We start from the raw sequence: 21,225 nt of genomic DNA on the forward strand, positions 1-21,225 counted from the left end.
GAATTATGAGAGAATCTTCTCACACAGGAGATGAGCCTTGAAAGACGAACTGCAAGAGTTTGAACGCTACCTTGAGCATTTGGGAGGCGGACTGGGCCATGCGGACCGGCAAGCCGGGTTGCGCGGGTATTGCATCGGCCTGATGGCGCCGCTTGCGCGCAAGAGCGTGGAGCCGATGGCCGCACACTTGGCGCCGCAGGCCACTCGCTCGCGTCACCAGTCGCTGCACCACTTCGTGGCCCAGTCGTCATGGTCGGACGAAGAGATGCTGCGGCGCGTTGCGCAATGGGTCATGCCAGCGATGGACTTTGGAGATGGAGGCTGGTGGATCGTGGACGACACCGGCTTTCCCAAACAGGGCGAGCACTCGGTGGGAGTGGCCCGACAGTACTGCGGCATGCTGGGTAAGCAGGACAACTGCCAAGTGGCCGTCAGCGTCAGTCTGGCTTGCTTGGCGGGCAGCCTGCCCACGGCCTGGCAGTTGTACCTGCCCCAGCAATGGGCCGATGACATGGCGCGGCGCGAGAAGGCCGGTGTGCCCGAAAATGTGTCGTTCGCCACCAAGTGGCAGATCGCGCAGGCGCAGATCGAGCACTTGGTGGAGCAAAGCGCGCGCCAAAGCACACCGTGCTGGCCGATGCAGGCTACGGGGTGGTCACCGCATTTCGTGAGGGCCTGACGGCGATGGGCCTGACTTACGTGGTGGGCGTGACGGGGCAGGTGACGGTGTGGCCGCCGGGGCATGCCCCGCTGGCGCCGCGGCCGCGCAGTGGCCGCGGCGTGGTGGCCACCCGCCAGCGTTTGGGCGATGCCAGGCACGAGCGACCGCTGTCCGTGAAGGAAGTGGCGTTGGGGTTGGAGCCGACCCAATGGCAAAGCATCGAGTGGCGTGAGGGGACGAACTTCACATTGCGTTCGCGTTTTGCGCGAGTGCGCGTGCATGCGGCCCACCGCGAGCACCTGCGCACAGAGCAGCGAGCGCAAGAGTGGCTGCTCATCGAATGGCCCGAAGGCCATGAAGAGCCAATGAAATACTGGCTGTCCACGCTGGCAGAGAACATCACACTGGAGCGCATGGTGTTTGAGGCCAAGATGCGCTGGCGCATTGAGCGCGACTACCAGGACCTCAAGCAAGACCTGGGTCTGGGCCACTACGAAGGGCGCAATTGGAGGGGCTTTCACCACCACGCCAGCTTGGCCATCGCTGCCTACGGTTTTTTGATGGCGCAGCAGCTGCGCCAGCCGGAAGGTGGGGGTAAAAAAAACTCTGCACGAAGCGAAGAACCTGCCCTACCCACGCATTACAAGCCTCGCGGCAGCCCCGCGCACGCAGCGCCACGTCCGATCGTCGATCACAACTTTGCGGCTGCGTATCGCCGCAGCCTTGCTCAGGACGCTGCCGCGCTGCCCATGCTGCCTGCGCGTAAACGCGAGAATTCGTTTGTGACACAGTAAGACTAGTGTCCTGCCCCGCGAATAGCGGCACATGAAACTGCGCCTTTCACGCCATGGCGGCGTTGCAAATCCTCGCGATACCTACGGGTATCGCTGCGGTTTGCGCCTTGCCCTGACGCGAAATGCATCAGTTTCATTTTGTGCTGCTATTCGCGGGGCAGAACACCAGCAGTTCAGACTGTCGCTCCAGCGTGGGGATCATCGGCCCCGTCCTTTTTCACGGGTCTGAGCAGATCCTCGCGCCGGACCCCGAGCCACATCGCAATCGCTGCCGCGACGAAGACCGAGGAGTAGATGCCGAACAGGATGCCGATCGTCAGCGCCAGCGCAAAGTAGTGCAGGCTCGGGCCGCCAAAGAAGAACATCGACAGCACCATCGCTTCGGTCGACGCGTGGGTGATGATGGTGCGGCTCATGGTGCTGGTGATCGCGTGGTCGATGACCTCGCGCGTGCTCATCTTGCGGTACCTGCGGAAGGCCTCGCGAATCCGGTCGAAAATCACCACCGATTCGTTCACCGAGTAGCCGAGCACCGCCAGCACCGCCGCCAGCACCGAGAGGGAAAACTCCCACTGGAAGAACGCGAAGAAGCCCAGGATGATCACCACGTCGTGCAGGTTCGCGATGACGGCCGCAACGCCGAACTTCCATTCGAAGCGCAGGGCCAGATAGATCACGATGCCCACGATCACCATGGCCAGCGCCGTCAGGCCGCCGTGCACCAGTTCCTCGCCCACCTGGGGGCCGACGAACTCGGTGCGACGCAACTCGACCTGGGGGTCGGCGGCACGCAGCGCGCCCAGGACCTGTTCGCTTTGCTGCGCGGAGGTCACGCCCTTGTGCGCGGGCAGGCGGATCATCACGTCGCGCGCGGTGCCGAAGTTTTGCACCTGCACGTCGGGGTAGCCCAGCGCCGAGACCGCCGCGCGCACCTTGGGCAGTTCGGCGCCCTGGTGGTACGCGACTTCCATCACCGTACCGCCCGTGAACTCCACCGACAGGTGCAGGCCGCGGGTCAGCAGGAAGAACACCGCCAGGGCAAAGGTGATGAAGGAGATCGCGTTGAAGATCAGCGCGTGCTCCATGAAGGGGATGTCTTTTCTGATGCGGAAAAATTCCATGCTCGCGGCCCCTTTCAGTTCGTCTTCGCCGCAGCGCCGTCGGCCTGCGGCTTCCAGACCTGGCCAATGGATATGCTCTTGAGCCGCTTGCGCCGGCCGTACCACAGATTCACCAGCGCGCGCGAGAAGAACACGGCCGAGAACATGCTGGTCAGGATGCCGATGCAGTGCACCACGGCAAAGCCGCGCACCGGGCCGGAGCCGAAGGTCAGCAGGGCCAGGCCGGCGATCAGGGTGGTGACGTTGGAATCCAAAATGGTCGCCCAGGCCCGCTCGTAGCCCGTGTGGATGGCGACCTGCGCGGACACGCCCGAGCGCAACTCCTCGCGGATGCGTTCGTTGATCAGCACGTTCGAGTCGATGGCCACGCCGATGGCCAGCGCCATGGCGGCGATTCCCGGCAGCGTCAGCGTGGCCTGGAGCATGGACAGCACCGCCACCAGCAGCAGCAGGTTCACGGCCAGCGCGACGCTCGAGAACAGGCCGAACAGCAGGTAGTACAGGCACATGAAAATCGCGATCACCGCGAGTCCCCAGAGCACGCTGTCGATTCCGCGTTCGATGTTGTCGGCGCCCAGCGTGGGGCCGACGGTGAACTCCTCGATGATCTCCATGGGCGCCGCGAGCGAGCCGGCGCGCAGCAGCAGCGCGGTGTCATGCGCCTCGGCCGTGGTCATGCGGCCCGTGATCTGCACGCGGCCGCCACCGATCTCCGCGCGGATCACGGGGGCCGTCACGACCTCGCCCCGGCCCTTTTCAAAGAGCACGATGGCCATGCGCCGGCCCACGTTCTCGCGCGTGATGTCGCGGAAGATGCGCGCGCCCTTGGCGTCGAGCGTGAGGTTGACGCTGGGCTCCTGCGTTTGGCCGTCGAAGCCGGGCTGGGCGTCGGTCAGGTTCTCGCCGGTGAATATGACCTGCTTCTTGACGATGATGGGCTGGCCGTTGCGCTCCGGATGGCGCTCCGAACCGAACGGCACGGGGCCCCGTCCGGCTTGCGCGGCACGCGCTTCGGCGCTTTCGTCGACCATGCGCACCTCCAGCGTGGCGGTGCGGCCCAGGATGTCCTTGGCCTTGGCCGTGTCCTGCACGCCGGGCAACTGCACCACGATGCGCTCCAGGCCCTGCTGCTGGATCACGGGTTCGGCAACGCCCAACTCGTTGATGCGGTTGTGCAGCGTGACCATGTTCTGCTTGAGCGCCTGCTCCTGCACGCGGCGCGCGGCCTGCGGCTCGATGCTGGCGCGCAGCCTGAACCCGGCGCCTTCGGGCGCGCTGCTCGCCTGCAGGTCGGGGAACTGCTCGGCGAGCAGCGCGCGCGCCGCTGCCAGCGTGGCTTCGTCGCGCAGCACGACGTCGATGTTGTAGCCCTCGCGGCTCACGCCGCCATGGCGGATGTTCTTGTCGCGCAGGGCCGTGCGCAGGTCGCCGACGTACGCCTCGGCCTTCCTCGTCAGCGCCGCCTGTATGTCCACCTGCAGCATGAAGTGCACGCCGCCGCGCAGGTCCAGGCCCAGGTACATGGGGTTCGCGTGCAGCGCCTTGAGCCAGGCGGGCGAGCGCGCGACGAGGTTCAGCGCGACGATGTACGAGGCGTCGTTCGCGTCGGGAACCAGGGCCTTCTGGATCGCGTCGCGGGCCTTGAGCTGGGTGTCGGGCGAGTCAAAGCGCACACGCACCGACTGGCCCTCCAAGTCCACGCGCTGCGGCGTGACACCTGCGGCCGCGAGCGCTTGCTCGATCCGCTGGCGCAGCGCCTCGTTCACCTGGACGGCGGCCTTGGCCGAGGAGACCTGCACGGCAGGCGCCTCGCCAAAGAAATTCGGCAGGGTGTACAGCGCCCCCACCAGCAGCACGATCCCCAGGATCGCGTACTTCCAGATCGGATAACGATTCATGAGCGCGTTTCTGCCTCTCGGAAAGCTTCAAAGGGCGCAGGGCGCAGGGCCTCGCAGGCCACCCGCTCCACGGATTGGGCCGTCCGGGCCGGTTACTTGAACGAACCCTTGGGCAGAACCTGGACCACGGCGCTGCGCTGCAATTGCACTTCGACGCCCTGCGCGACCTCCAGATGCAGGAAGCCCTCGGACAGGCGCACGACCCGGCCAACGATGCCGCCGGTGGTGGCCACCTCGTCGCCCTTGGCGATGGCCTCGATCATTGCGCGGTGCTCCTTCTGGCGCCGCATCTGCGGGCGGATCATGAGGAAGTAGAGCAGCACCACCATGAGCACCAGGGGCAGCATGCTGGTCAACGAAGACATCATGTCGCCCCCGCCAGCGGCTGCGGCGGGTGCGGTTTGGGCAAGAGCGGAAGCGATGAACACAGGCGAAAACTCCACGGCGGATGGTCGAAATACACGCTGCCCGCGCACAGGAGCGCCTGGTCGCGGGCGAAACGTGGCATTGTATGCGCAGCCCCGTTTGCCGCCCGGGGGGGCAGAAGCTGCCAGACACTACCCGCGCAGGCTGGCACGCTCAAGACCCTGGCTCTTGCCGTTTTCCCGCGCCAAATTGACGAAGGCGTTCAGATAGTCGAGCTCCTTGTCCGCTTCGCGGGTGCCGAGAAAGATTTGTTTGGCAATGCCATTGCGGCCAAGCCGGATCGGAACGATCTGCAACTTCGCGGCGTACTCCTGGACCAACCAGCGCGGCAGAGCGCTCACGCCGCGGCCGCTGGCCACCATTTGCAGCATGATGTCCGTCGTCTCGATGGTCTTGTGGCGCTTCGGTGCCACGTTGGCAGGCAGCAGGAACTGGTTGTAGATGTCGAGCCGCTCCAAGGCAACCGGGTAGGTGATCAGCACTTCCGGGCTCAGTTGCTCCGGCTTGACGTAGGGGACCGAAGCCAGCCGGTGCGTGGCACCGACCACCAGGACCTGCTCGTAGTCGAACACCGGCTGAAACCGCAGACCCGGCTTGGGAAGGGGGTCGGGGGTGACGAGCAGATCGATTTCAAAGCTGAACAGCGCCCCTATCCCGCCGAACTGAAACTTCTGCTTGACGTCCACGTCCACGTCCGGCCAGCTTGCCAGGTACGGCGCGACCACCTTGAGCAGCCATTGGTAGCAGGGATGGCATTCCATTCCGATGCGCAGCGTGCCGCGCTCCCCGCGCGCGTACTGTTGCAGCCGCTCCTGTGCGGCAGCCAGCTGCGGCAGCACGCGATTCGCGACCGCGAGCAGGTACTCGCCCGCCTGCGTGGGCCGCAGGCGGCGGCCTTCGCGCAGCCAGATGGCGCAGCCCAGTTGCTGCTCCAGCTTTTTCATCGTATGGCTCAGCGCAGACTGCGTCAGGCACAGCGTGCCCGCAGCAGCCGTCAGCGAGCCCTGCCGATGAACCTCACGAACGATGGCGAGATGGGATATTTCCAGCATGCTTCTGAGCAACTCGGTTAACCCCACCGGAGCGCAACGTTGAACGCTGCCCGCAGTGCATCAGGCCGCGCCGCAGGCTGCGGTCCGACAGCAAGGCCCTACCAGCGGGAGCGCAGGCGGTCGTAGGCGAAGGTGCCGAACTGGCGCTGCGCCGAGGGGGTCAGATACACGGTGTCGGCAAACACGTACGTATCCTGGTTCGCGCCCGCGAGCAGCGTGGCGCCGGTGCACAGGGTCGAGTTGAGCTGGCCCGCACCGATGCCGATGCCGTTTGCCGGGTCCACCGCGGTGCATACGGCCGCCGTGGTGTTTTTGAAGCCGTAGCTCCCGGGCACGCTGGTGTACAGGTTCACGTAGTACGCCGAGTCCACGTAGAGCACGTTCGCGCCCAGGTCCACGATGTCCACGAGCAGGCCCTCGTTGAAGCGGCTGCTCGCACGGGTGAGCAGGTCTTCGCGCCCCAGGACCTTGGCCCAGGGGGTCTTGCTCAGGTCGTAGGTGCCGGTCACCACCACGTGCTTGGCCCCGGCGTCCACCAGCCGGCGCACCTGCGCCGCCATGTCATTGCCCGCCTGGCGCGCTGCGACCACCATGGCGTCTTCGGTCTCGCGGCCCGCGGTGACCGCGGCCATGCCGGCGATCACGTCGCTGATGCCGCCGCTCACGAGCACCAGGTCGGTTTCCGCAAAGCGATCGCCGGCCAGGAAATCGTCGATCTGCTCGGTGAGCGTGCGCGTGTTCGCGTTGCCGGCTGCGTCGGGCTTGGCCTGGATGCGCGCGTTTCCGACCGCGTAGCTCCTGCCCCCCGCCGCCACGGGTGTCAGTGGCTTGCCGTATTGGGCCGCGAGTTTCAGGGTCCAGTTGTTCACGCTGCCGTCATTCACGGTGTAGCGCGGTCCGTTTTGCCCCACGTCGCTCATGGCGTCGCCAAACGCGACGAAGCGCTGGGGCGAAATGGCCGATTCGGTGGTGCTCGAACCGCAGGCCGTGAGCCATGCGGCCGACGCGCAGACGGCGACCATGACGCTGCGGCGCATCCAGTTTGCTGCCATGTATTTCTCCAGAAAAGTGGGGCCGAGTTTAACGAAGCCGGGTTCCGCCCGGCCAATTCCATTCCTGTCCCTGCGCGCCCATCAGGCTGCGGCTGCGCGCTGCAGCCGGTCGCGCACGCCTTCCCATTCGGGGAGCGCGGGCGGGGTTTCGATCCAGATCAGCCGCACGCCCTGGTCGTCAAAGCTGCGCAGCACGGCAAAGAGTTGCTGCTGCGCGGCGACGGCGTCGTCGGGCATGCGCCGCACGACGATGCCGGCCGCGCTGGTGCGCAGCGCGCAGCGCGCGTATACGCCCATGCGGGTGGCGTCGGCGCCCAACAGGTCCAGGCTGGTCTGCAGGGCCGGCGCGTCCATCAGGCGGACCTTGGCGGTCGGGGCGTAGTGGGCCAGCAGCGTTCCCGACGCGCGCGGCGCAAGGGCCGGCAGTTCCCGCGGGGACAGTGGCGCGATGCCGCAGGCCGCAGCGATCTGCGCGCGCGTGATGGCGCCGGGCCGCAGCAGCACGGGAACGCCGCGCGTGCAGTCGACGATGGTCGATTCGATTCCCACGCCGCAGGGGCCGCCGTCGAGCACCAGCAGTTCTGCCCCCAGTTCGTCCTGCACATGCCGCGCGGTGGTGGGGCTGACGCGGCCAAAACGGTTCGCGCTGGGCGCGGCCACGCCCCGGACGGGCGGTCCGTCGTCCGCGGGCGCGGCGCAGGCGCGCAGCAGCGCCTGCGCCACGGGGTGCGCCGGGCAGCGCAGACCCACGCTGTCCTGGCCGCCCGCGGCCGCGCCGGCCACGCCCGGCCGGCGCGGCAGGATGAGCGTCAGCGGGCCGGGCCAGAAGGCTCTGATCAGCGCCTGCGCAAACGCGGGGAGCGCGCGGGCAAAGTACTCGACGTCCGCGGCCTGCGCCACGTGCACGATGAGCGGATGGTCGATGGGCCGGCCCTTGGCGGCAAAGATTTGCGCCACGGCGGCGTCGTTGCCGGCGTCGGCTCCCAGGCCGTACACGGTTTCGGTGGGCAGGCCGAGCAGCGCGCCACCGCGCACGGCGCGGGCTGCCCGGGCAATGGCGTGGGGGTCGTTGGCGTCGAGGATCATGCTCGGAATCAAAAGGCTTCGATGCCCAGCAGGGCCGCGGCCTGCAGGGCGGTTGCGCGCGCGGCCTCGGGGGTCGCGCCGCTGACGTTCAGGTGCCCCATCTTGCGGCCGCGCCGGGCCTCGCGCTTGCCGTACAGGTGCAGCCGCGTTCCCGGCAGGGCCAGCACCGCGGCCCAGGGCGGGGGCTGCTCGCCGCCGCCCGGCGCAAACCACAGGTCGCCCAGCAGGTTGAGCATCACGGCGGGGCTGTGCTGGCGCGGCGGGGTCAGCGGCAGGCGGGCCAGGGTGCGCAGTTGCAGTTCGAACTGCGACAGGTCGCAGGCGTCCTGGCTGTAGTGGCCGCTGTTGTGCGGGCGCGGGGCGATCTCGTTGACCAGCAAGCTGCCGTCTTGCAGCACGAAGAATTCGGTGCACAGCACGCCCACGTACTGCAGGCCGTCGGCGATGGCCATCGCCGCCGCGAGCGCCCGTTCGGCGAGTGCTCGCGGCAGATTTCCGGCAAACACCTCGGTCACGGCCAGGATTCCGCCGCGGTGCAGGTTGCGCTGCACGGGCAGGTGCACGATGGTGCCGTCGGCGCCGCGCGCCACGATCACCGAGCATTCCAGCGCCAGCGGCAGCATTTTTTCCAGCACGCACGGCTGCCTGCCGAGCGCGTCCCAGGCGGCGGCCAGTGCGCCAGCGGTTGGCACCCGCACCTGGCCCTTGCCGTCGTAGCCCAGGCGCGCGGTCTTCAGGATGCCGGGCAGCAAGGCGGCGGGTACGGCGGCCAGTTGCGCGGCCGTTTCGACGACGGCATACGGCGCGCAGGCCACGCCGCAGCGCGCGAAATGGGCCTTTTCCTGCACGCGGTCCTGCGCCACGGCCACGGCAGCGGCGGCGGGCGAGACCGGGCACTGCGCGGCCAGCGCGGCCAATGCGGCGGCGGGAACGTTTTCAAATTCGGTCGTGACGGCGGCGCTCAGGCGGGCCAGTTCGGCCAGGCCCTGCGGGTCGTCGTAGCCCGTGCAGATATGGTGCTGGCTCACCAGACCCGCGGGGCTTTCGGGGTCGGCGTCGAGCACGGCCGTGCGATAGCCCATGGCCTGCGCCGCGTGCACGAACATGCGCCCGAGTTGGCCGCCACCGAGCACGCCCAGCGTGCTGCCGGGCAGGATGGGTTCGTCCGGGGGCGTCATGCGGTGGGCGGCAGGGTCGCGCTGCGCGCCGCTTCGGTCTGCTCGGTGCGAAAGGCTTGCAGGCGCTGGCGCAGTTCGGGGCGCTCGGCGGCGAGCAGCGCCACGGCGAACAGTGCCGCGTTCGCCGCGCCGGCGCTGCCGATGGCAAAGGTCGCCACGGGAATTCCCCTGGGCATCTGCACGATGCTGTGCAGCGAATCCAGGCCCTGCAGATGCCGGCTGGCCACGGGAACGCCGAGCACCGCAACGGTGGTCTTGGCGGCCAGCATGCCGGGCAGGTGGGCCGCGCCCCCGGCCCCGGCGATGATGGCCCTGAGGCCCCGGTCGGCGGCGGCCTCGGCGTAGGCGAACATGTCGTCGGGCATGCGGTGCGCGGACAGTACGCGGGCCTCGTGGGCGATGCCGAACTGCTCAAGAATCTGCACTGCATGCTGCATGGTGTCCCAGTCGCTGCCGGAACCCATGACCACGCCGATCTCTATGGGTTTCATGGTGGTGGAGGTGCTCGATCGTGGGCGCAGCCCATGGCACCGGGTGAATGAAACCCGCGATTTTACGTTTTGCGCCCTGGGCTGGCGGCACGCGGCCACCGCGATGCGCCAAAATAGCGCGCTCAGGAAGCACCACCGGCCCCCGGCCCGAACACCACCATGATCGACGTTACCGCAAAAAATTTTGAAGCCGAGGTGCTTGCCGCCTCGATGGACACCCCCGTGCTGGCGGACTTCTGGGCGCCCTGGTGCGGCCCCTGCAAGTCGCTGGGCCCGGTGCTGGAGAAGCTGGAAACCGAGTACGCGGGCCGCTTCAAGCTCGTGAAGATCGATTCGGACCAAGAGCAGCAACTCGCGGGCATGTTCGGCATCCGCAGCATCCCCACCTGCGTGCTGCTCATGAACGGCCAGCCCGTGGACGGCTTCATGGGGGCCCTGCCCGAGGGCCAGGTGCGCGCCTTCCTCGACAAGCACCTGCCCAGCACCGAGGCCATGGCCGCCGAAGCCGAGGAAGAGCAGGCCCTCGAAGCCCTGGCCGGTGGCGACACCGAAACGGCGCTGGAAAAGCTGCAGCACGCCGTGGCGACCGACCCCGCGAACGACGACGCACGCTTTGACTACGTCCGGCTCCTGTTGCAGTTCCACCGCGAGGACGACGCCCGGACCGCGTTCGCCCCCGTGCTCGCCAAGGCTGCGGGCGCACGCAAGCTGGGCGCGCTGAAGGCCTGGCTGGACGCGCTGGATTTCGTCGCCACCGGGGCATACGACGAGGGCACCGAGGCCGGATTCGCTGCGCGAATTGCCGCCAACAAGCGCGATTTCGACGCCCGCTACGCGCGTGCGCGCTGGCTCATGGCGCACCAGCACTGGACCGACGCGATGGACGAGTTGCTCGAAATCCTCATGCGCGACAAGGCCTGGGGCGACGAGATCGCACGCAAGACCTGCGTGGCCATCCTGGACATCATCGAGCCCCCGAAGGCCAAGGTGGCCGAGGGCCAGATCCCGCCCGACGACCCGGTGGTCGCCAGCTACCGGCGCCGGCTCAGTTCGGTGGTGCTCAGCTGAGCCGCGGTCGCACGGGCTTCATGCTGCGGGCTGGCCCGTGAGCCGCTCGAACGCCTCGCGGTACTTGGCGACGGTCTTTTCGATCACGGCCTGGGGCAGGCGCGGCGCGGGAGCGGTCTTGTCCCAGGGTTTGCCATTCACCTGCACCTGTTCCAGCCAGTCGCGCACGAACTGCTTGTCGTAGCTCGGCGGGTTGCGGCCCGCGGCCAGCGCGGCCGCATGGCCTTCCACGGGCCAGTAGCGCGAGCTGTCGGGCGTGAGCACCTCGTCCATCAGCACCAGTTCGCCGTCGGGCGCGAGGCCGAACTCGAACTTCGTGTCGGCAATGATCAGGCCCTTGTCCAGGGCCATGTCAGCCGCCGCGCGGTAGAGGGCGATGCTCAGATCGCGGATGCGGCCGGCGCGCTGCGGGCCGATCATCTCCACCGTGCGTTCAAACGGGATGTTCTCGTCGTGCCCGCCCGGCGCCGCCTTGGTCGCCGGCGTGTAGATCGGCTCGGGCAGCCTGGCGGCGTTGGCCAGGCCCGCAGGCAGCGGCACGCCGCACACCGATTGCCTGGTCTGGTATTCCTTCCAGCCGCTGCCGGCCAGATAGCCGCGCACCACGGCTTCGACCGGAATCGGTTCGAGGCGCCGCACGAGCATCGAGCGGCCGCGGATCTGCGCGGCCTCGTCGGGGCTGACCACGCTCTCGGGCAGCTCGCCCGTCAGGTGGTGCGGGCAGATGTGGCCGAGCCGGTGAAACCAGAACAAGGCCATCTGCGTGAGCAGTTCGCCCTTGCCCGCAATGGGCTCGCCCATGATCACGTCGAAGGCCGACAGCCGGTCGCTGGCCACCATCAGGATGCGGTCGCTGCCCACGGCGTAGTTGTCGCGCACCTTGCCGCGCGCGAGCAGGGGCAGCGAGGTCAGGCAAGAGGTATGCAGGGCTTTGGAGCGGGGCAGGATCATGGTGTTGCAGGGCGCCGGACACATCCGCATCTGCTGCTGACAGGCCCCCGGCCCGCAGATTCTACGCGGGGGGTATTGCGCCAGCCGGTTCGCCGGCGGCGAGCAGTTGCGCCTCCTGCTTCGGCACCATGGCAATCAATTCGATTTTCGTCACGACAGCAGACAGCTCCGCCTCCTGTTCCTGCAATTCCTCAATCAGTTTTTTCCGGAATGCTGCCAGCATTGCCGCCGTTTTTTTTGCTTCCTCCACGCTGGCCATATCTGATGGGCGGATCACCCCAGGCTGATTGGTGATGAGCGCCAGCAGGATGGCATCGGCTTTTGTTGCGGCGGATGAGTCGATCATCGGTAGTCCTATTGAGTTACGAAGTCATTATGCGCGACCGAAATCGTGGACCCCGGCTTACTTGGCAGCGGCCAGCAACTACGCCTCCTGCTCCTGCAGCGCCCGCCACATCACCTTGCCGCTGCCGCTCTTGGGCAGCGCGCCGACGAACTGCACGCTGCGCGGCACCTTGTAGACCGCCATGTTCGCGCGGCACCAGTCGATGAGCTGCTGTTCGGTCGTGTCCCCGTGCGTGGCGCGCAGCACCACCACGGCTTTGACGCTCTCGCCGCGGTAGCTGTCCCTGGTGGCGATGATGCAGGCCTCCTGGATGGCGGGGTGGCGGAACATCATCGCCTCGACCTCGGCGGGCCAGACCTTGAAGCCGCTGGCGTTGATCATGCGTTTGATGCGGTCGGTCAGGAAGAAGTAGCCGTCCCCGTCCACGTAGCCCAGGTCGCCGGAGCGGAAAAAGCGCTTGCCCTCGAATTCGATGAGCGCCGACGCGCTGGCGTCCGGGCGCTTCCAGTAGCCGACGAACACCTGGGGGCCATGGATGATGATTTCGCCCTGTTCGCCGACGGGCATCTCCTGCAGGGTCTCGGGATCGACCACGCGCGCATCGACGCCCATGTAGGGGATTCCCAGGCATTGCTGCCGCGGGTGCTCGGGCGGGTTGGCGTGCGAAGGTGCGGCGGTCTCCGTCAGGCCGTAGCCTTCGGCGTAGCGCAGACCGTATTGCTCGAACAGGCGCTGGGCCACGGCCTGGGGCATGGCCGCGCCACCGCCGCCGATGTAGACCAGGCTGGAGAGGTCGTGCTGGGCGAGGTTCGGGCTGCCCAGCAGGTCGATGATCATCGTGGGGATATTCGTCCAGTGGGTCACCCGGTGGCGCGCGATGAGCCTTCCGGCCAAGTCCCTGTCCCAGCGGGGCATGACGACCAGGGTGGCAGCGCCGTAGATGGCCGTGTGCAGCATGTTCACGATGCCGGTGATGTGGAACATGGGCGCCACCGCCAGCATGATGTTGTCTGCCGCGCAGTTGCCCCACAGGCTGCTGGCCACGGTGTTGTGCATGATGCTCTTGTGCGGGTGCATGCAGCCCTTGGGCAGACCGGTGGTGCCGCTGGTATAGGGCAGCAGCGCCAGGTCGTCGGGGCCCACGCGCAGCGCCGGCGGGGGGGCCGTACAGGCCAGCGCGTCCGCCCAGGCGTGGGTCTGGCCGCCGTCGAGCGCGGGCAGGGAGTGGCGCGTGAGCAGCCATTGCCGCCAGGCCTCGGGCAGGGCGTCGGCGCCCGCCGTGTCCGGGTCGAAGGCGTCGCTGAACTGTGTTGCCACCAGATGCGCCAGGCGCTTGGCCGGTGGCAGGGCGTTGCTTGCCCGGGCCAGTTCGGGCGCCAGGTCCGCCGTGGTGATGGCCAGCCGGGTGTCGGGGTCGGTGATGTAGTGTTTGAGCTCTTCGGCGCGGTTCATGGGGTTCACCGGAACCACCACCGCGTTCGCCCGCAGGATGGCGAAATGCGCGAGCACCAGCTGCGGGCAGTTCTGCATGCACAGCACCACGCGGTCGCCCTGCTGCACGCCCAGCGCCGCGAGCCGGGCGGCCAGGCGCTCGGCGCCCGCGGCCAGTTCGCGGTAGCTCGTCGCGCGGCCAAAGAACACCAGCGCCGCCTTGTCGGGGTAGCGCCGGGCGCTGATCGCCAGGTTGTCCCATAGCGAGGTGACGGGCAGCGTGATGGCATGGGGCAGCCGGCGGGGCCAGAACTTGAAATGGGCGCGCATGGGAGGGCATTCTTCCCGATCCCGGCCGGATGGCCCGCGCAGGGCTTCGGGTTCAGCCATTGACCTGCGCCCACAGCTTGTCGAGCCGCTTCACGCTCACCGGCTGCGGCGTGCGCAGCTCCTGCGCGAAAAAGCTCACGCGCAGTTCTTCGAGCAGCCAGCGCAGTTCCTGCATGCGCGCGTCCACGGCGCCCTTGCGCGCGTCCACCAGGCGCCAGTAGCGCTGCTCCTGCGGGCGCAGTTCGGCGAGCCGGGCGGCGTCGCGCGCCGGGTCGGCGCGGTACTTGTCGAGCCGCAGCGTGATGGCGCGCAGGTAGCGCGCGCAATGCGCCAACTGCGCCCAGGGCGTGGCGGTCAGGAAGTTCTCCGGCATCAGGCGCTGCAACTGCTGCTGCGCGTCCTGCGCGGCGGCGTTTCGGCTGTCCCTGATCTTGCGCGCGGCGGTGGCGTATTCGCTGAGGATGGCGGCCGCCAGGCGCGCCACCTCGTTGGCAATCAGCGCCAGGCGGCTGCGGCCTTCTTGCACCCGGCGCTCGAAAGCGGGCGCGTCGGCGGGCAGCGGCTCGCACAGGAAGGCGCGCTCCAGCGCCACGTCGATGATCTGGGCACGCAGCGCCTCCTGCGTGCCCAGCGGCATGTAGGCCACGGCCATTTTCTGCAGGTCGGGGAGGTTTTTTTCGAGCTGCCTGAGCGCGTCCCGGATCTGCAGCGCGAACAGGCGGCGCAGTCCCGCGCGGTGCTTGGCTGCGGCCGCCTGCGGCTCGTCGAAGACCTCGATGCGGACAAAGTCGTCGCCGGCGATGAGCGCGGGAAAGCCGATCAGCGTCTGACCGCCCTTTTTGATCTCCATGATCTCGGGCAGCGCGCCAAAGGTCCAGGCGCGGTAGCACGGGTCCGCGGGGGCCGGTGCGGGCCCTGCGCTGCTTGCCGGCGCACTGCTGCGCGGCACTTCCCCCTGCGGCTGCAGTGCGCGCGGGGCCGCTGCCTGGCCCAGCTTGAGCCCCGCCAGCGCCTGGAACGCGCCGCGCGCCTGAACGCCCCACTCGGCCTGGAGCGCAGCGAGGTTGCGGCCCAGGCCCAGCTGGCGGCCGTGCTCGTCAACCACGCGAAAGTTCATGAACAGGTGCGCGCTGAGCATGTCGAGCTTGAAGTCGGCGCGCTTCACGTCGAGCGAGGTCTCCTGGCGCACCTGCGCGAGCAGCATGTCGATCAGGCTGCCGGTGCCAAAGCGCTCGGGCGCGCCCAGCAGGGCGGCCAGGCGCGTGGCCGCCTCGGGCAGCGGGACGAAGCGGCTGCGCGGGCGCTGCGGCAGGCTCTTGAGCAGCGCCTGGATCTTGTCCCGGAGCATGCCGGGAACGAGCCACTCGCAGCGCGCATCGCTGACCTGGTTGAGCACGAACAGCGGCACGCTCACGGTGATGCCGTCGCGCAGGTCGCCGGGCTCGTGCAGGTAGCTCGCGCCGCAGTCCACGCCGCCCAGGCGCACGACCCGGGGAAAGGCGTTGCCGGTGATTCCCGCGGCCTCGTGGCGCATGAGCTCTTCGCGCGTGAGCTGGAGCAGGCCGGGCTGCTTCTTGCTCTCCTGGCGGTACCAGGACTCGAAGCCGTGGCCGTTGCAGACATCGGGCGGCAGTTGCTGGTCGTAGAAGGCGTAGATGAGTTCCTCGTCCACCAGCACATCCTGGCGGCGCGATTTGTGCTCCATCTCCTGCACCTTGGCAATGAGCTTCTGGTTCGCGGCCAGAAAGGGCAGCGGGGTCTCCCAGTGGCCGCCCACCAGGGCTTCGCGGATGAAGATCTCGCGCGCGGCCTGCGGATCGACCCGGCCATAGTTCACGCGGCGGCCGCTGTAGACCACGATGCCGTAGAGCGTGGCGCGCTCCAGCGCCGCCACCTCGGCGGCCTTCTTCTCCCAATGCGGGTCGAGCAGCTGCTTTCTGAGCAGATGCCCGCCCACCTGTTCCAGCCACTGCGGCTCGATCGCGGCAATGCCCCGGCCATACAGGCGCGTGGTCTCGACCAGTTCGGCCGCGACGATCCAGCGGCCCGGCTTGCGCGACAGGTGCGCGCCCGGGTGCCTGTGGAAGCGGATTGCGCGCGCGCCCAGGTACCAGTCCTCCGCGTCGTTCTTCACGCCGACGTTGCCCAGCAGCCCGGCCAGCATGGCCAGATGCAATTGCTCGTAGCTCGCGGGCCGGGTGTTCATCGGCCACTGGTGCTCGGTCACCACCGTGAGCAGCTGGCTATGAATGTCGCGCCACTCGCGCAGGCGGCGGACGCTGATGAAGTTCTGCCGCAGCAATTGCTCGTACTGCCGGTGGCTGAGCTTGTGCGTGGGCGCCGGGGCCTGCTCGGGCGGCGGCGCGGCAGCAGCGGCGCGCCGCGCCACCGGCAAGATGGCCTGCGCGGGCGCCTTGCGCAGCGCCATGGCCCTTTGCACGCGCGCCGACGGCAGGCTCGGTGCGCCACCGCGGGCCTCATCGAGCCATTTCCACAGCTTCAGGTAGCCGCTGAATTCGCTCTTCTCGTCGTCGAACTTGGCGTGCGCCTGGTCGGCCTGCTGCTGCGCGTCGATGGGCCGCTCGCGCACGTCCTGCACGCTCAGCGCACTGGCAATCACCAGCACCTCGTGGAGCGCCTGGCGCTCGCGCCCCTCGACGATCATGCGGCCCACGCGCGGGTCCAGCGGCAGGCGCGACAGCTCCACGCCCATGGGCGTGAGTTCGTGTGCGTCGTCCACCGCACCGAGTTCGGACAGCAGCTGGTAGCCGTCGGCCACCGCGCGGCCCGAGGGCGCGTCGATGAACGGAAACTGCGCCACGTCGCCCAGGCGCAGCGCCTTCATGCGCAGGATCACGCCGGCCAGCGAACTGCGCAGAATTTCCGGGTCGGTAAAGCGCGGGCGGCCGTTGAAGTCCGCCTCGTCGTACAGGCGGATGCAGATGCCGTCGGCCACGCGCCCGCAACGCCCCGCGCGCTGGTTCGCCGCCGCCTGGCTGATGGGCTCGACCAGCAGTTGCTCGACCTTGCTGCGAAAACTGTAGCGCTTGACACGCGCCGTCCCGGTATCGATCACGTAGCGGATTCCGGGCACGGTGAGCGAGGTCTCGGCCACATTCGTCGCCAGCACGATGCGCCGGCCGCTGTGGCTGTCAAAAATGCGCTCCTGCTCGGCCTGCGACAGGCGGGCAAACAGCGGCAGCACCTCGGCGTTGCGCAGCACCGGCTGGTGCGACAGATGCGCGCGCAAATGCTCGGCGGCCTCGCGGATTTCGCGCTCGCCGGGCAGAAAGACCAGGATGTCGCCGGACGGGGAGGGATTTCCCTGCCAAAGCGCGTCCACCGCTTCGGCAATCGCCTCGTGCAGGCCGTACTCGCGCGTTTCCTCGAACGGGCGCCAGCGCTGCTCCACCGGAAAGCTGCGGCCCGAGACCTGGACGATGGGCGCCGGACCCATGGCGCTGCCCGACGCAAAATGCCGGGCGAAGCGGTCGGCGTCGATGGTCGCCGAGGTCACGATGAGCTTCAGATCCGGCCGGCGCGGCAGGATCTGGCGCAGGTAGCCGAGCAGAAAATCGATGTTCAGGCTGCGCTCGTGCGCCTCGTCGATGATCAAGGTGTCGTAGGCGCGCAGCAAGGGGTCGGTCTGCGTCTCGGCCAGCAAGATGCCGTCGGTCATCAGCTTCACCGAGGCCTCGCGCGAGAGGCGGTCCTGGAAGCGCACCTTGAAACCCACCACCGCGCCCAGCGGGGTTTGCAGTTCCTCGGCAATGCGCTTGGCCACGCTGCTCGCCGCGAGGCGCCGCGGCTGGGTGTGGCCTATGAGTTGGCCCCTCTGACCCGGTGCTGCGTTGCACCGGCCACGGCCCAGCGCCAGCGCGATCTTGGGCAGCTGCGTGGTCTTGCCCGAGCCGGTCTCGCCGCAGACGATCACGACCTGGTGCTGCGCCATCGCCGCCATGATCTCCTCGCGCCGGCCAGACACCGGCAGCGATGGCGGAAATTCGATATGCAGCGGGGTGCGCAAGGACGCGGACGAAAACAGGTCAGCAGAAGACATAGCCCCCCATTATCAATAGCCCCGGAGCACTCCCCGCTGCGCGGGCCACCGCGCCCCTCCCCGGTGCCCTGGCTTGACATTGGAGTGACTCCATGATTTTCAATCAGGCATCGCTTGCTTCGAGCCTGTCTGGAGGACCACACCATGTCAGCCCATTGTCAACACCACCATGGCGCCCATGCCCACGCCAGCGCCAACGTCGACCCGCGCTACCGGCGCATCCTGTGGATCGCACTGATCGTCAACGCCGCGATGTTCGCGCTCGAACTGGGCGCGGGCCTGCGCTCGGGATCGGCCGCGCTGCTCGGCGACGCCATCGACTTTCTGGGCGACGCCGCGAACTACGGCCTGTCGCTGTGGGTGCTGTCCATGGCGCTGGCCTGGCGCGCCCGCGCGGCACTCCTCAAGGGGGCGAGCATGCTCGGGTTTGGCGTCTTCGTGATTGGCCGTGTGCTCTGGGGCCTATGGCAGGCCATCCCGCCCGAGCCCTTCACCATGGGCAGCGTGGGCCTGCTCGCGCTGGCCGCGAACCTGGGCGTGGCCGTGCTGCTGTACGCCTGGCGCGAGGGTGACGCGAACATGCGCGGCGTGTGGCTGTGCACCCGCAACGACGCGCTGGGCAACCTGGCCGTGCTCGGCGCCGCCTTGGGCGTGCTCGGCACCGGCACCGCCTGGCCCGACCTGGTGGTGGCCGCGATCATGGCCGGATTGGCCATCAGCGGCGGCGCGAGCGTGATCCGCGATGCCCGCAAGGAACTGGCCAGCAGCGCTGCATAGCGGCCGGGGGCCGGGGGCCGGCCGCGAAGAAGCCTCCCGCTCACGCGGTGGCGCGCAGGGTCTTGGCGGCCTCGACCATATTCGCCAGCGCGGGGATCACTTCCGCCCATTGGCGTGTTTTCAGGCCGCAGTCCGGGTTGATCCAGAGCCGCCCGAGTGGAATGCGCTCGGCCGCCTTCTGCATCCGTTGCACGATGTGCTCCCGGGTTGGAATGTTCGGCGAGTGGATGTCGTAGATACCGGGGCCAATCCCGTTCGGGTATTTGAAATGCTCGAACGCGTCGAGCAGTTCCATATCCGAGCGCGAGGTCTCGATGGTGATCACGTCGGCGTCCATCGCGGCGATCGACGCGATGATGTCGTTGAACTCCGAATAGCACATGTGGGTGTGGATCTGCGTCGCGTCATCCACGCCGTTGGCGGCGATGCGAAAGGACTCGACGGCCCAGTCCAGATACGTCGGCCACTGCGCCTTGCGCAGCGGCAGGCCCTCGCGCAACGCGGCCTCGTCGATCTGGATCACGCGCACGCCCGCCGCCTCCAGGTCCTGCACCTCTCCGCGGATCGCCAGGGCCAGCTGCTTGCACGATACCGAGCGCGGCTGGTCGTCGCGCACGAACGACCAGTTCAGGATCGTGACCGGACCGGTCAGCATGCCCTTCATCGGCTTGCTCGTCAGCGACTGCGCGTACCCGATCCATTCGACCGTCATGGCCTTCGGACGGGTAATGTCGCCGAACAGGACCGGCGGCTTCACGCAGCGCGAACCGTAGGACTGCACCCAGCCGAACTGGCTCAGAGCGCAGCCCGCGAGTTGCTCGCCGAAGTACTCGACCATGTCGTTGCGTTCGGCTTCCCCGTGCACGAGCACGTCCAGCCCGAGTGCTTCCTGCTCGCGCACGCTGCGGGCGATCTGCGCTTGCATCGCGCGCTTGTAGCCGGCCTCGTCGAGCGTGCCGGCCTTGAACTGGCTGCGCGCCTGGCGAATCTCGTCCGTCTGCGGGAACGATCCAATGGTGGTCGTCGGCAAGAGCGGCAGCTGCAGCCGCGCTGCCTGCAAGGGCGCACGCTGCGCGTAGCCGCTCTTGCGCGCGCCCAGTTTTTTCGCGTCCAGTCGGGCGATCGCCACCTCGACCGCCCGATTGTGGACACGCGGCGAAGCGCGGCGCGCCGCGATCGCCTGCCGATGCGCCGCCAACGCGTCCTGGACCGCGTCGCGTCCCTGATTCAGCGCCGTCGCCAGCAGCTTCAGCTCATCGAGCTTCTGCAATGCATAGGCCAGCCAGGATTTGATTTCCGGGTCGAGCGCTTGCTCGCTGTCCAAGTCAACGGGGACATGCAGCAGCGAGCAAGAGGGCGCAATCCACAGCCTGTCGCCAAGCTTCGCAGCGATTGGCTCGACCCAGTCGAGCACGGCGTCGAGGTCGGTCTTCCAAATGTTGCGGCCGTCGATCACCCCCAACGACAGGACCTTGTGCGCCGGCAGCAGGTTCAGCAGCGGCAGCACGTCGTCGCGCCCGTTGATCGCGTCGATATGCAGGCCCGCCACCGGCAGGTTGGCGACCAGGTACTGGTTCTCCAGCAACTGGCCGAAGTACGTGCCCAACAGCAGCTTGACGCGGCTGCTCTTGAGCTGGTGGTAGGCCGTGTTGAAGGCGTGTCGCCAATCCGCGTCCAGTTCGGTGACCAGCAGTGGCTCGTCGATCTGCACCCACTCCACGCCTTGCGCGGCGAGCGTGTCAAGCAGCTCGGCGTATACCGGCAACAGGCGCGCAAGCAGCGCGAGCCGCTCCGACCCGTCCTTGGCCTTGCCAATGGCCAGGTAGGTCACCGGCCCGACGATCACCGGCTTGGCGTTGATTCCCTGGGCCCTGGCTTGCGCCAGTTGCTCCAGCAGGCGCGAAGCGTCGAGCGTGAACTCGGTCTGCGCGCTGAACTCCGGCACGATGTAGTGGTAGTTGGTGTCGAACCACTTGGTCATCTCGCCAGCGGCGACCCCCCCGCAGCATGCGCCGTGTTCTTCGGCATTCCGGGCCGAGCGGCCGCGCGCTACCCGAAAGTAGTTGTCCAGCGCGTCGCCATGGAAGCCCTGCACGCGCTCGGGCAGGTTTCCCACGGTGAAGCTCATGTCCAGCACCTGGTCGTAGAACGCGAAATCGCCGACCGGCACCAGATCCAGATCGGCCTGGTGCTGCCAATGGCGCTGGCGCAGTTGCGCGCCGATTGCCTTGAGCTCGTCGCGTGACGCCGCCCCGCTCCAGTACGACTCGAGCGCGAACTTGAGCTCGCGCTTGGCGCCGATGCGGGGAAAACCGAGATTGTGTGTACGGACCATGGACTGCCTTTTCGATGATTTCGAGATTACGAATGGCAGGATCGTAGGCCGGAATACCCATGAAGGAAAATGGTATTATTTCAACGATCGATTACTTTGATTCATGCTTCTGCCAGCCATGGCCAGCAGCAGCCCCAAGGAATCGACCGCCCGGTGGCGCTTGCGCTG

Annotated in this window: 15 protein-coding genes and 1 pseudogene; 3 read left to right on the plus strand and 13 right to left on the minus strand. The window is 67.9% G+C overall.

All coding sequences use genetic code 11. The features are described 5' to 3' along the window. Window positions 1-37: 37 nt before the first annotated feature. A pseudogene (locus D5041_RS20225) lies at window positions 38-1,455 on the plus strand (IS701 family transposase). 173 nt (window positions 1,456-1,628) lie between these two features. Here D5041_RS20225 and secF read toward each other — a convergent pair. From secF to purE, 8 genes are all read right to left on the minus strand, one after another. Beyond that, window positions 1,629-2,576, minus strand: a complete 948-nt coding sequence (secF, locus tag D5041_RS20230) for a protein translocase subunit SecF (protein ID WP_010104147.1) — start codon at window positions 2,574-2,576, stop codon at window positions 1,629-1,631. 14 nt (window positions 2,577-2,590) lie between these two features. Then, window positions 2,591-4,474, minus strand: a complete 1,884-nt coding sequence (secD, locus tag D5041_RS20235) for a protein translocase subunit SecD (protein ID WP_265285603.1) — start codon at window positions 4,472-4,474, stop codon at window positions 2,591-2,593. Between the two features lie 92 nt (window positions 4,475-4,566). Beyond that, window positions 4,567-4,902 carry a preprotein translocase subunit YajC gene (gene yajC / locus D5041_RS20240; protein ID WP_265285604.1) on the minus strand — a complete coding sequence of 112 codons (336 nt, stop codon included), beginning with the start codon at window positions 4,900-4,902 and terminating at the stop codon, window positions 4,567-4,569. Window positions 4,903-5,031: 129 nt separating this feature from the next. Next, window positions 5,032-5,952 carry a LysR family transcriptional regulator gene (locus D5041_RS20245; protein ID WP_265285605.1) on the minus strand — a complete coding sequence of 307 codons (921 nt, stop codon included), beginning with the start codon at window positions 5,950-5,952 and terminating at the stop codon, window positions 5,032-5,034. A 98-nt stretch (window positions 5,953-6,050) separates the two neighbouring features. After that, entirely contained in the window at window positions 6,051-7,004 is a 954-nt protein-coding gene (locus D5041_RS20250) for an SGNH/GDSL hydrolase family protein (RefSeq protein ID WP_010104143.1), read from the minus strand. 81 nt (window positions 7,005-7,085) lie between these two features. Continuing rightward, window positions 7,086-8,090, minus strand: coding sequence for an L-threonylcarbamoyladenylate synthase (locus D5041_RS20255; RefSeq protein ID WP_265285606.1), 1,005 nt, complete (start codon window positions 8,088-8,090; stop codon window positions 7,086-7,088). 8 nt (window positions 8,091-8,098) lie between these two features. Beyond that, window positions 8,099-9,268, minus strand: a complete 1,170-nt coding sequence (locus D5041_RS20260; RefSeq protein ID WP_010110311.1) for a 5-(carboxyamino)imidazole ribonucleotide synthase — start codon at window positions 9,266-9,268, stop codon at window positions 8,099-8,101. Further along, window positions 9,265-9,759, minus strand: a complete 495-nt coding sequence (gene purE / locus D5041_RS20265; protein WP_010110310.1) for a 5-(carboxyamino)imidazole ribonucleotide mutase — start codon at window positions 9,757-9,759, stop codon at window positions 9,265-9,267. The genes D5041_RS20260 and purE overlap by 4 nt, the downstream gene beginning before the upstream one ends. Window positions 9,760-9,918: 159 nt before the next feature. Between purE and trxA the strand changes: the two genes are divergently transcribed. After that, window positions 9,919-10,827 carry a thioredoxin gene (trxA, locus tag D5041_RS20270; RefSeq protein ID WP_010110309.1) on the plus strand — a complete coding sequence of 303 codons (909 nt, stop codon included), beginning with the start codon at window positions 9,919-9,921 and terminating at the stop codon, window positions 10,825-10,827. 18 nt (window positions 10,828-10,845) lie between these two features. Here trxA and D5041_RS20275 read toward each other — a convergent pair whose 3' ends face one another. The 4 genes from D5041_RS20275 to hrpA form a co-directional block, all read right to left on the minus strand. Then, window positions 10,846-11,778, minus strand: a complete 933-nt coding sequence (locus D5041_RS20275; RefSeq protein WP_265285607.1) for a phosphoribosylaminoimidazolesuccinocarboxamide synthase — start codon at window positions 11,776-11,778, stop codon at window positions 10,846-10,848. Between the two features lie 61 nt (window positions 11,779-11,839). After that, on the minus strand, window positions 11,840-12,124 hold the full coding sequence (locus D5041_RS20280) for a hypothetical protein (protein WP_265285608.1): 285 nt from the start codon (window positions 12,122-12,124) through the stop codon (window positions 11,840-11,842). Between the two features lie 78 nt (window positions 12,125-12,202). Further along, a complete protein-coding gene (locus tag D5041_RS20285; protein WP_265285609.1) occupies window positions 12,203-13,885 on the minus strand; it encodes a long-chain fatty acid--CoA ligase in 1,683 nt (560 codons plus the stop codon). Window positions 13,886-13,937: 52 nt separating this feature from the next. After that, complete coding sequence (gene hrpA, locus D5041_RS20290; protein WP_265285610.1) at window positions 13,938-17,945, minus strand: ATP-dependent RNA helicase HrpA; 4,008 nt, start codon at window positions 17,943-17,945, stop codon at window positions 13,938-13,940. Between the two features lie 144 nt (window positions 17,946-18,089). On the opposite strand from hrpA, the gene D5041_RS20295 reads away from it, so the two are divergent. Next, a complete protein-coding gene (locus tag D5041_RS20295) occupies window positions 18,090-18,722 on the plus strand; it encodes a cation efflux transmembrane domain-containing protein (protein ID WP_010104795.1) in 633 nt (210 codons plus the stop codon). Window positions 18,723-18,762: 40 nt separating this feature from the next. Here D5041_RS20295 and metE read toward each other — a convergent pair whose 3' ends face one another. Beyond that, a complete protein-coding gene (gene metE, locus D5041_RS20300; RefSeq protein WP_265285611.1) occupies window positions 18,763-21,057 on the minus strand; it encodes a 5-methyltetrahydropteroyltriglutamate--homocysteine S-methyltransferase in 2,295 nt (764 codons plus the stop codon). Between the last annotated feature and the right edge of the window lie 168 nt (window positions 21,058-21,225).

This window comes from Verminephrobacter aporrectodeae subsp. tuberculatae (genome assembly GCF_026127385.1).
In the GTDB taxonomy this organism is placed as follows: domain Bacteria; phylum Pseudomonadota; class Gammaproteobacteria; order Burkholderiales; family Burkholderiaceae_C; genus Acidovorax; species Acidovorax aporrectodeae.

Coding starts and splice junctions, on each gene's coding strand:
- secF (WP_010104147.1), bottom strand. CDS start 2,576: ATGGAATTTTTCCGCATCAGAAAAGACATCCCCTTCATGGAGCACGCG.
- secD (WP_265285603.1), bottom strand. CDS start 4,474: ATGAATCGTTATCCGATCTGGAAGTACGCGATCCTGGGGATCGTGCTG.
- D5041_RS20245 (WP_265285605.1), bottom strand. CDS start 5,952: ATGCTGGAAATATCCCATCTCGCCATCGTTCGTGAGGTTCATCGGCAG.
- D5041_RS20250 (WP_010104143.1), bottom strand. CDS start 7,004: ATGGCAGCAAACTGGATGCGCCGCAGCGTCATGGTCGCCGTCTGCGCG.
- D5041_RS20255 (WP_265285606.1), bottom strand. CDS start 8,090: ATGATCCTCGACGCCAACGACCCCCACGCCATTGCCCGGGCAGCCCGC.
- D5041_RS20260 (WP_010110311.1), bottom strand. CDS start 9,268: ATGACGCCCCCGGACGAACCCATCCTGCCCGGCAGCACGCTGGGCGTG.
- purE (WP_010110310.1), bottom strand. CDS start 9,759: ATGAAACCCATAGAGATCGGCGTGGTCATGGGTTCCGGCAGCGACTGG.
- trxA (WP_010110309.1), top strand. CDS start 9,919: ATGATCGACGTTACCGCAAAAAATTTTGAAGCCGAGGTGCTTGCCGCC.
- D5041_RS20275 (WP_265285607.1), bottom strand. CDS start 11,778: ATGATCCTGCCCCGCTCCAAAGCCCTGCATACCTCTTGCCTGACCTCG.
- D5041_RS20280 (WP_265285608.1), bottom strand. CDS start 12,124: ATGATCGACTCATCCGCCGCAACAAAAGCCGATGCCATCCTGCTGGCG.
- D5041_RS20285 (WP_265285609.1), bottom strand. CDS start 13,885: ATGCGCGCCCATTTCAAGTTCTGGCCCCGCCGGCTGCCCCATGCCATC.
- hrpA (WP_265285610.1), bottom strand. CDS start 17,945: ATGTCTTCTGCTGACCTGTTTTCGTCCGCGTCCTTGCGCACCCCGCTG.
- D5041_RS20295 (WP_010104795.1), top strand. CDS start 18,090: ATGTCAGCCCATTGTCAACACCACCATGGCGCCCATGCCCACGCCAGC.
- metE (WP_265285611.1), bottom strand. CDS start 21,057: ATGGTCCGTACACACAATCTCGGTTTTCCCCGCATCGGCGCCAAGCGC.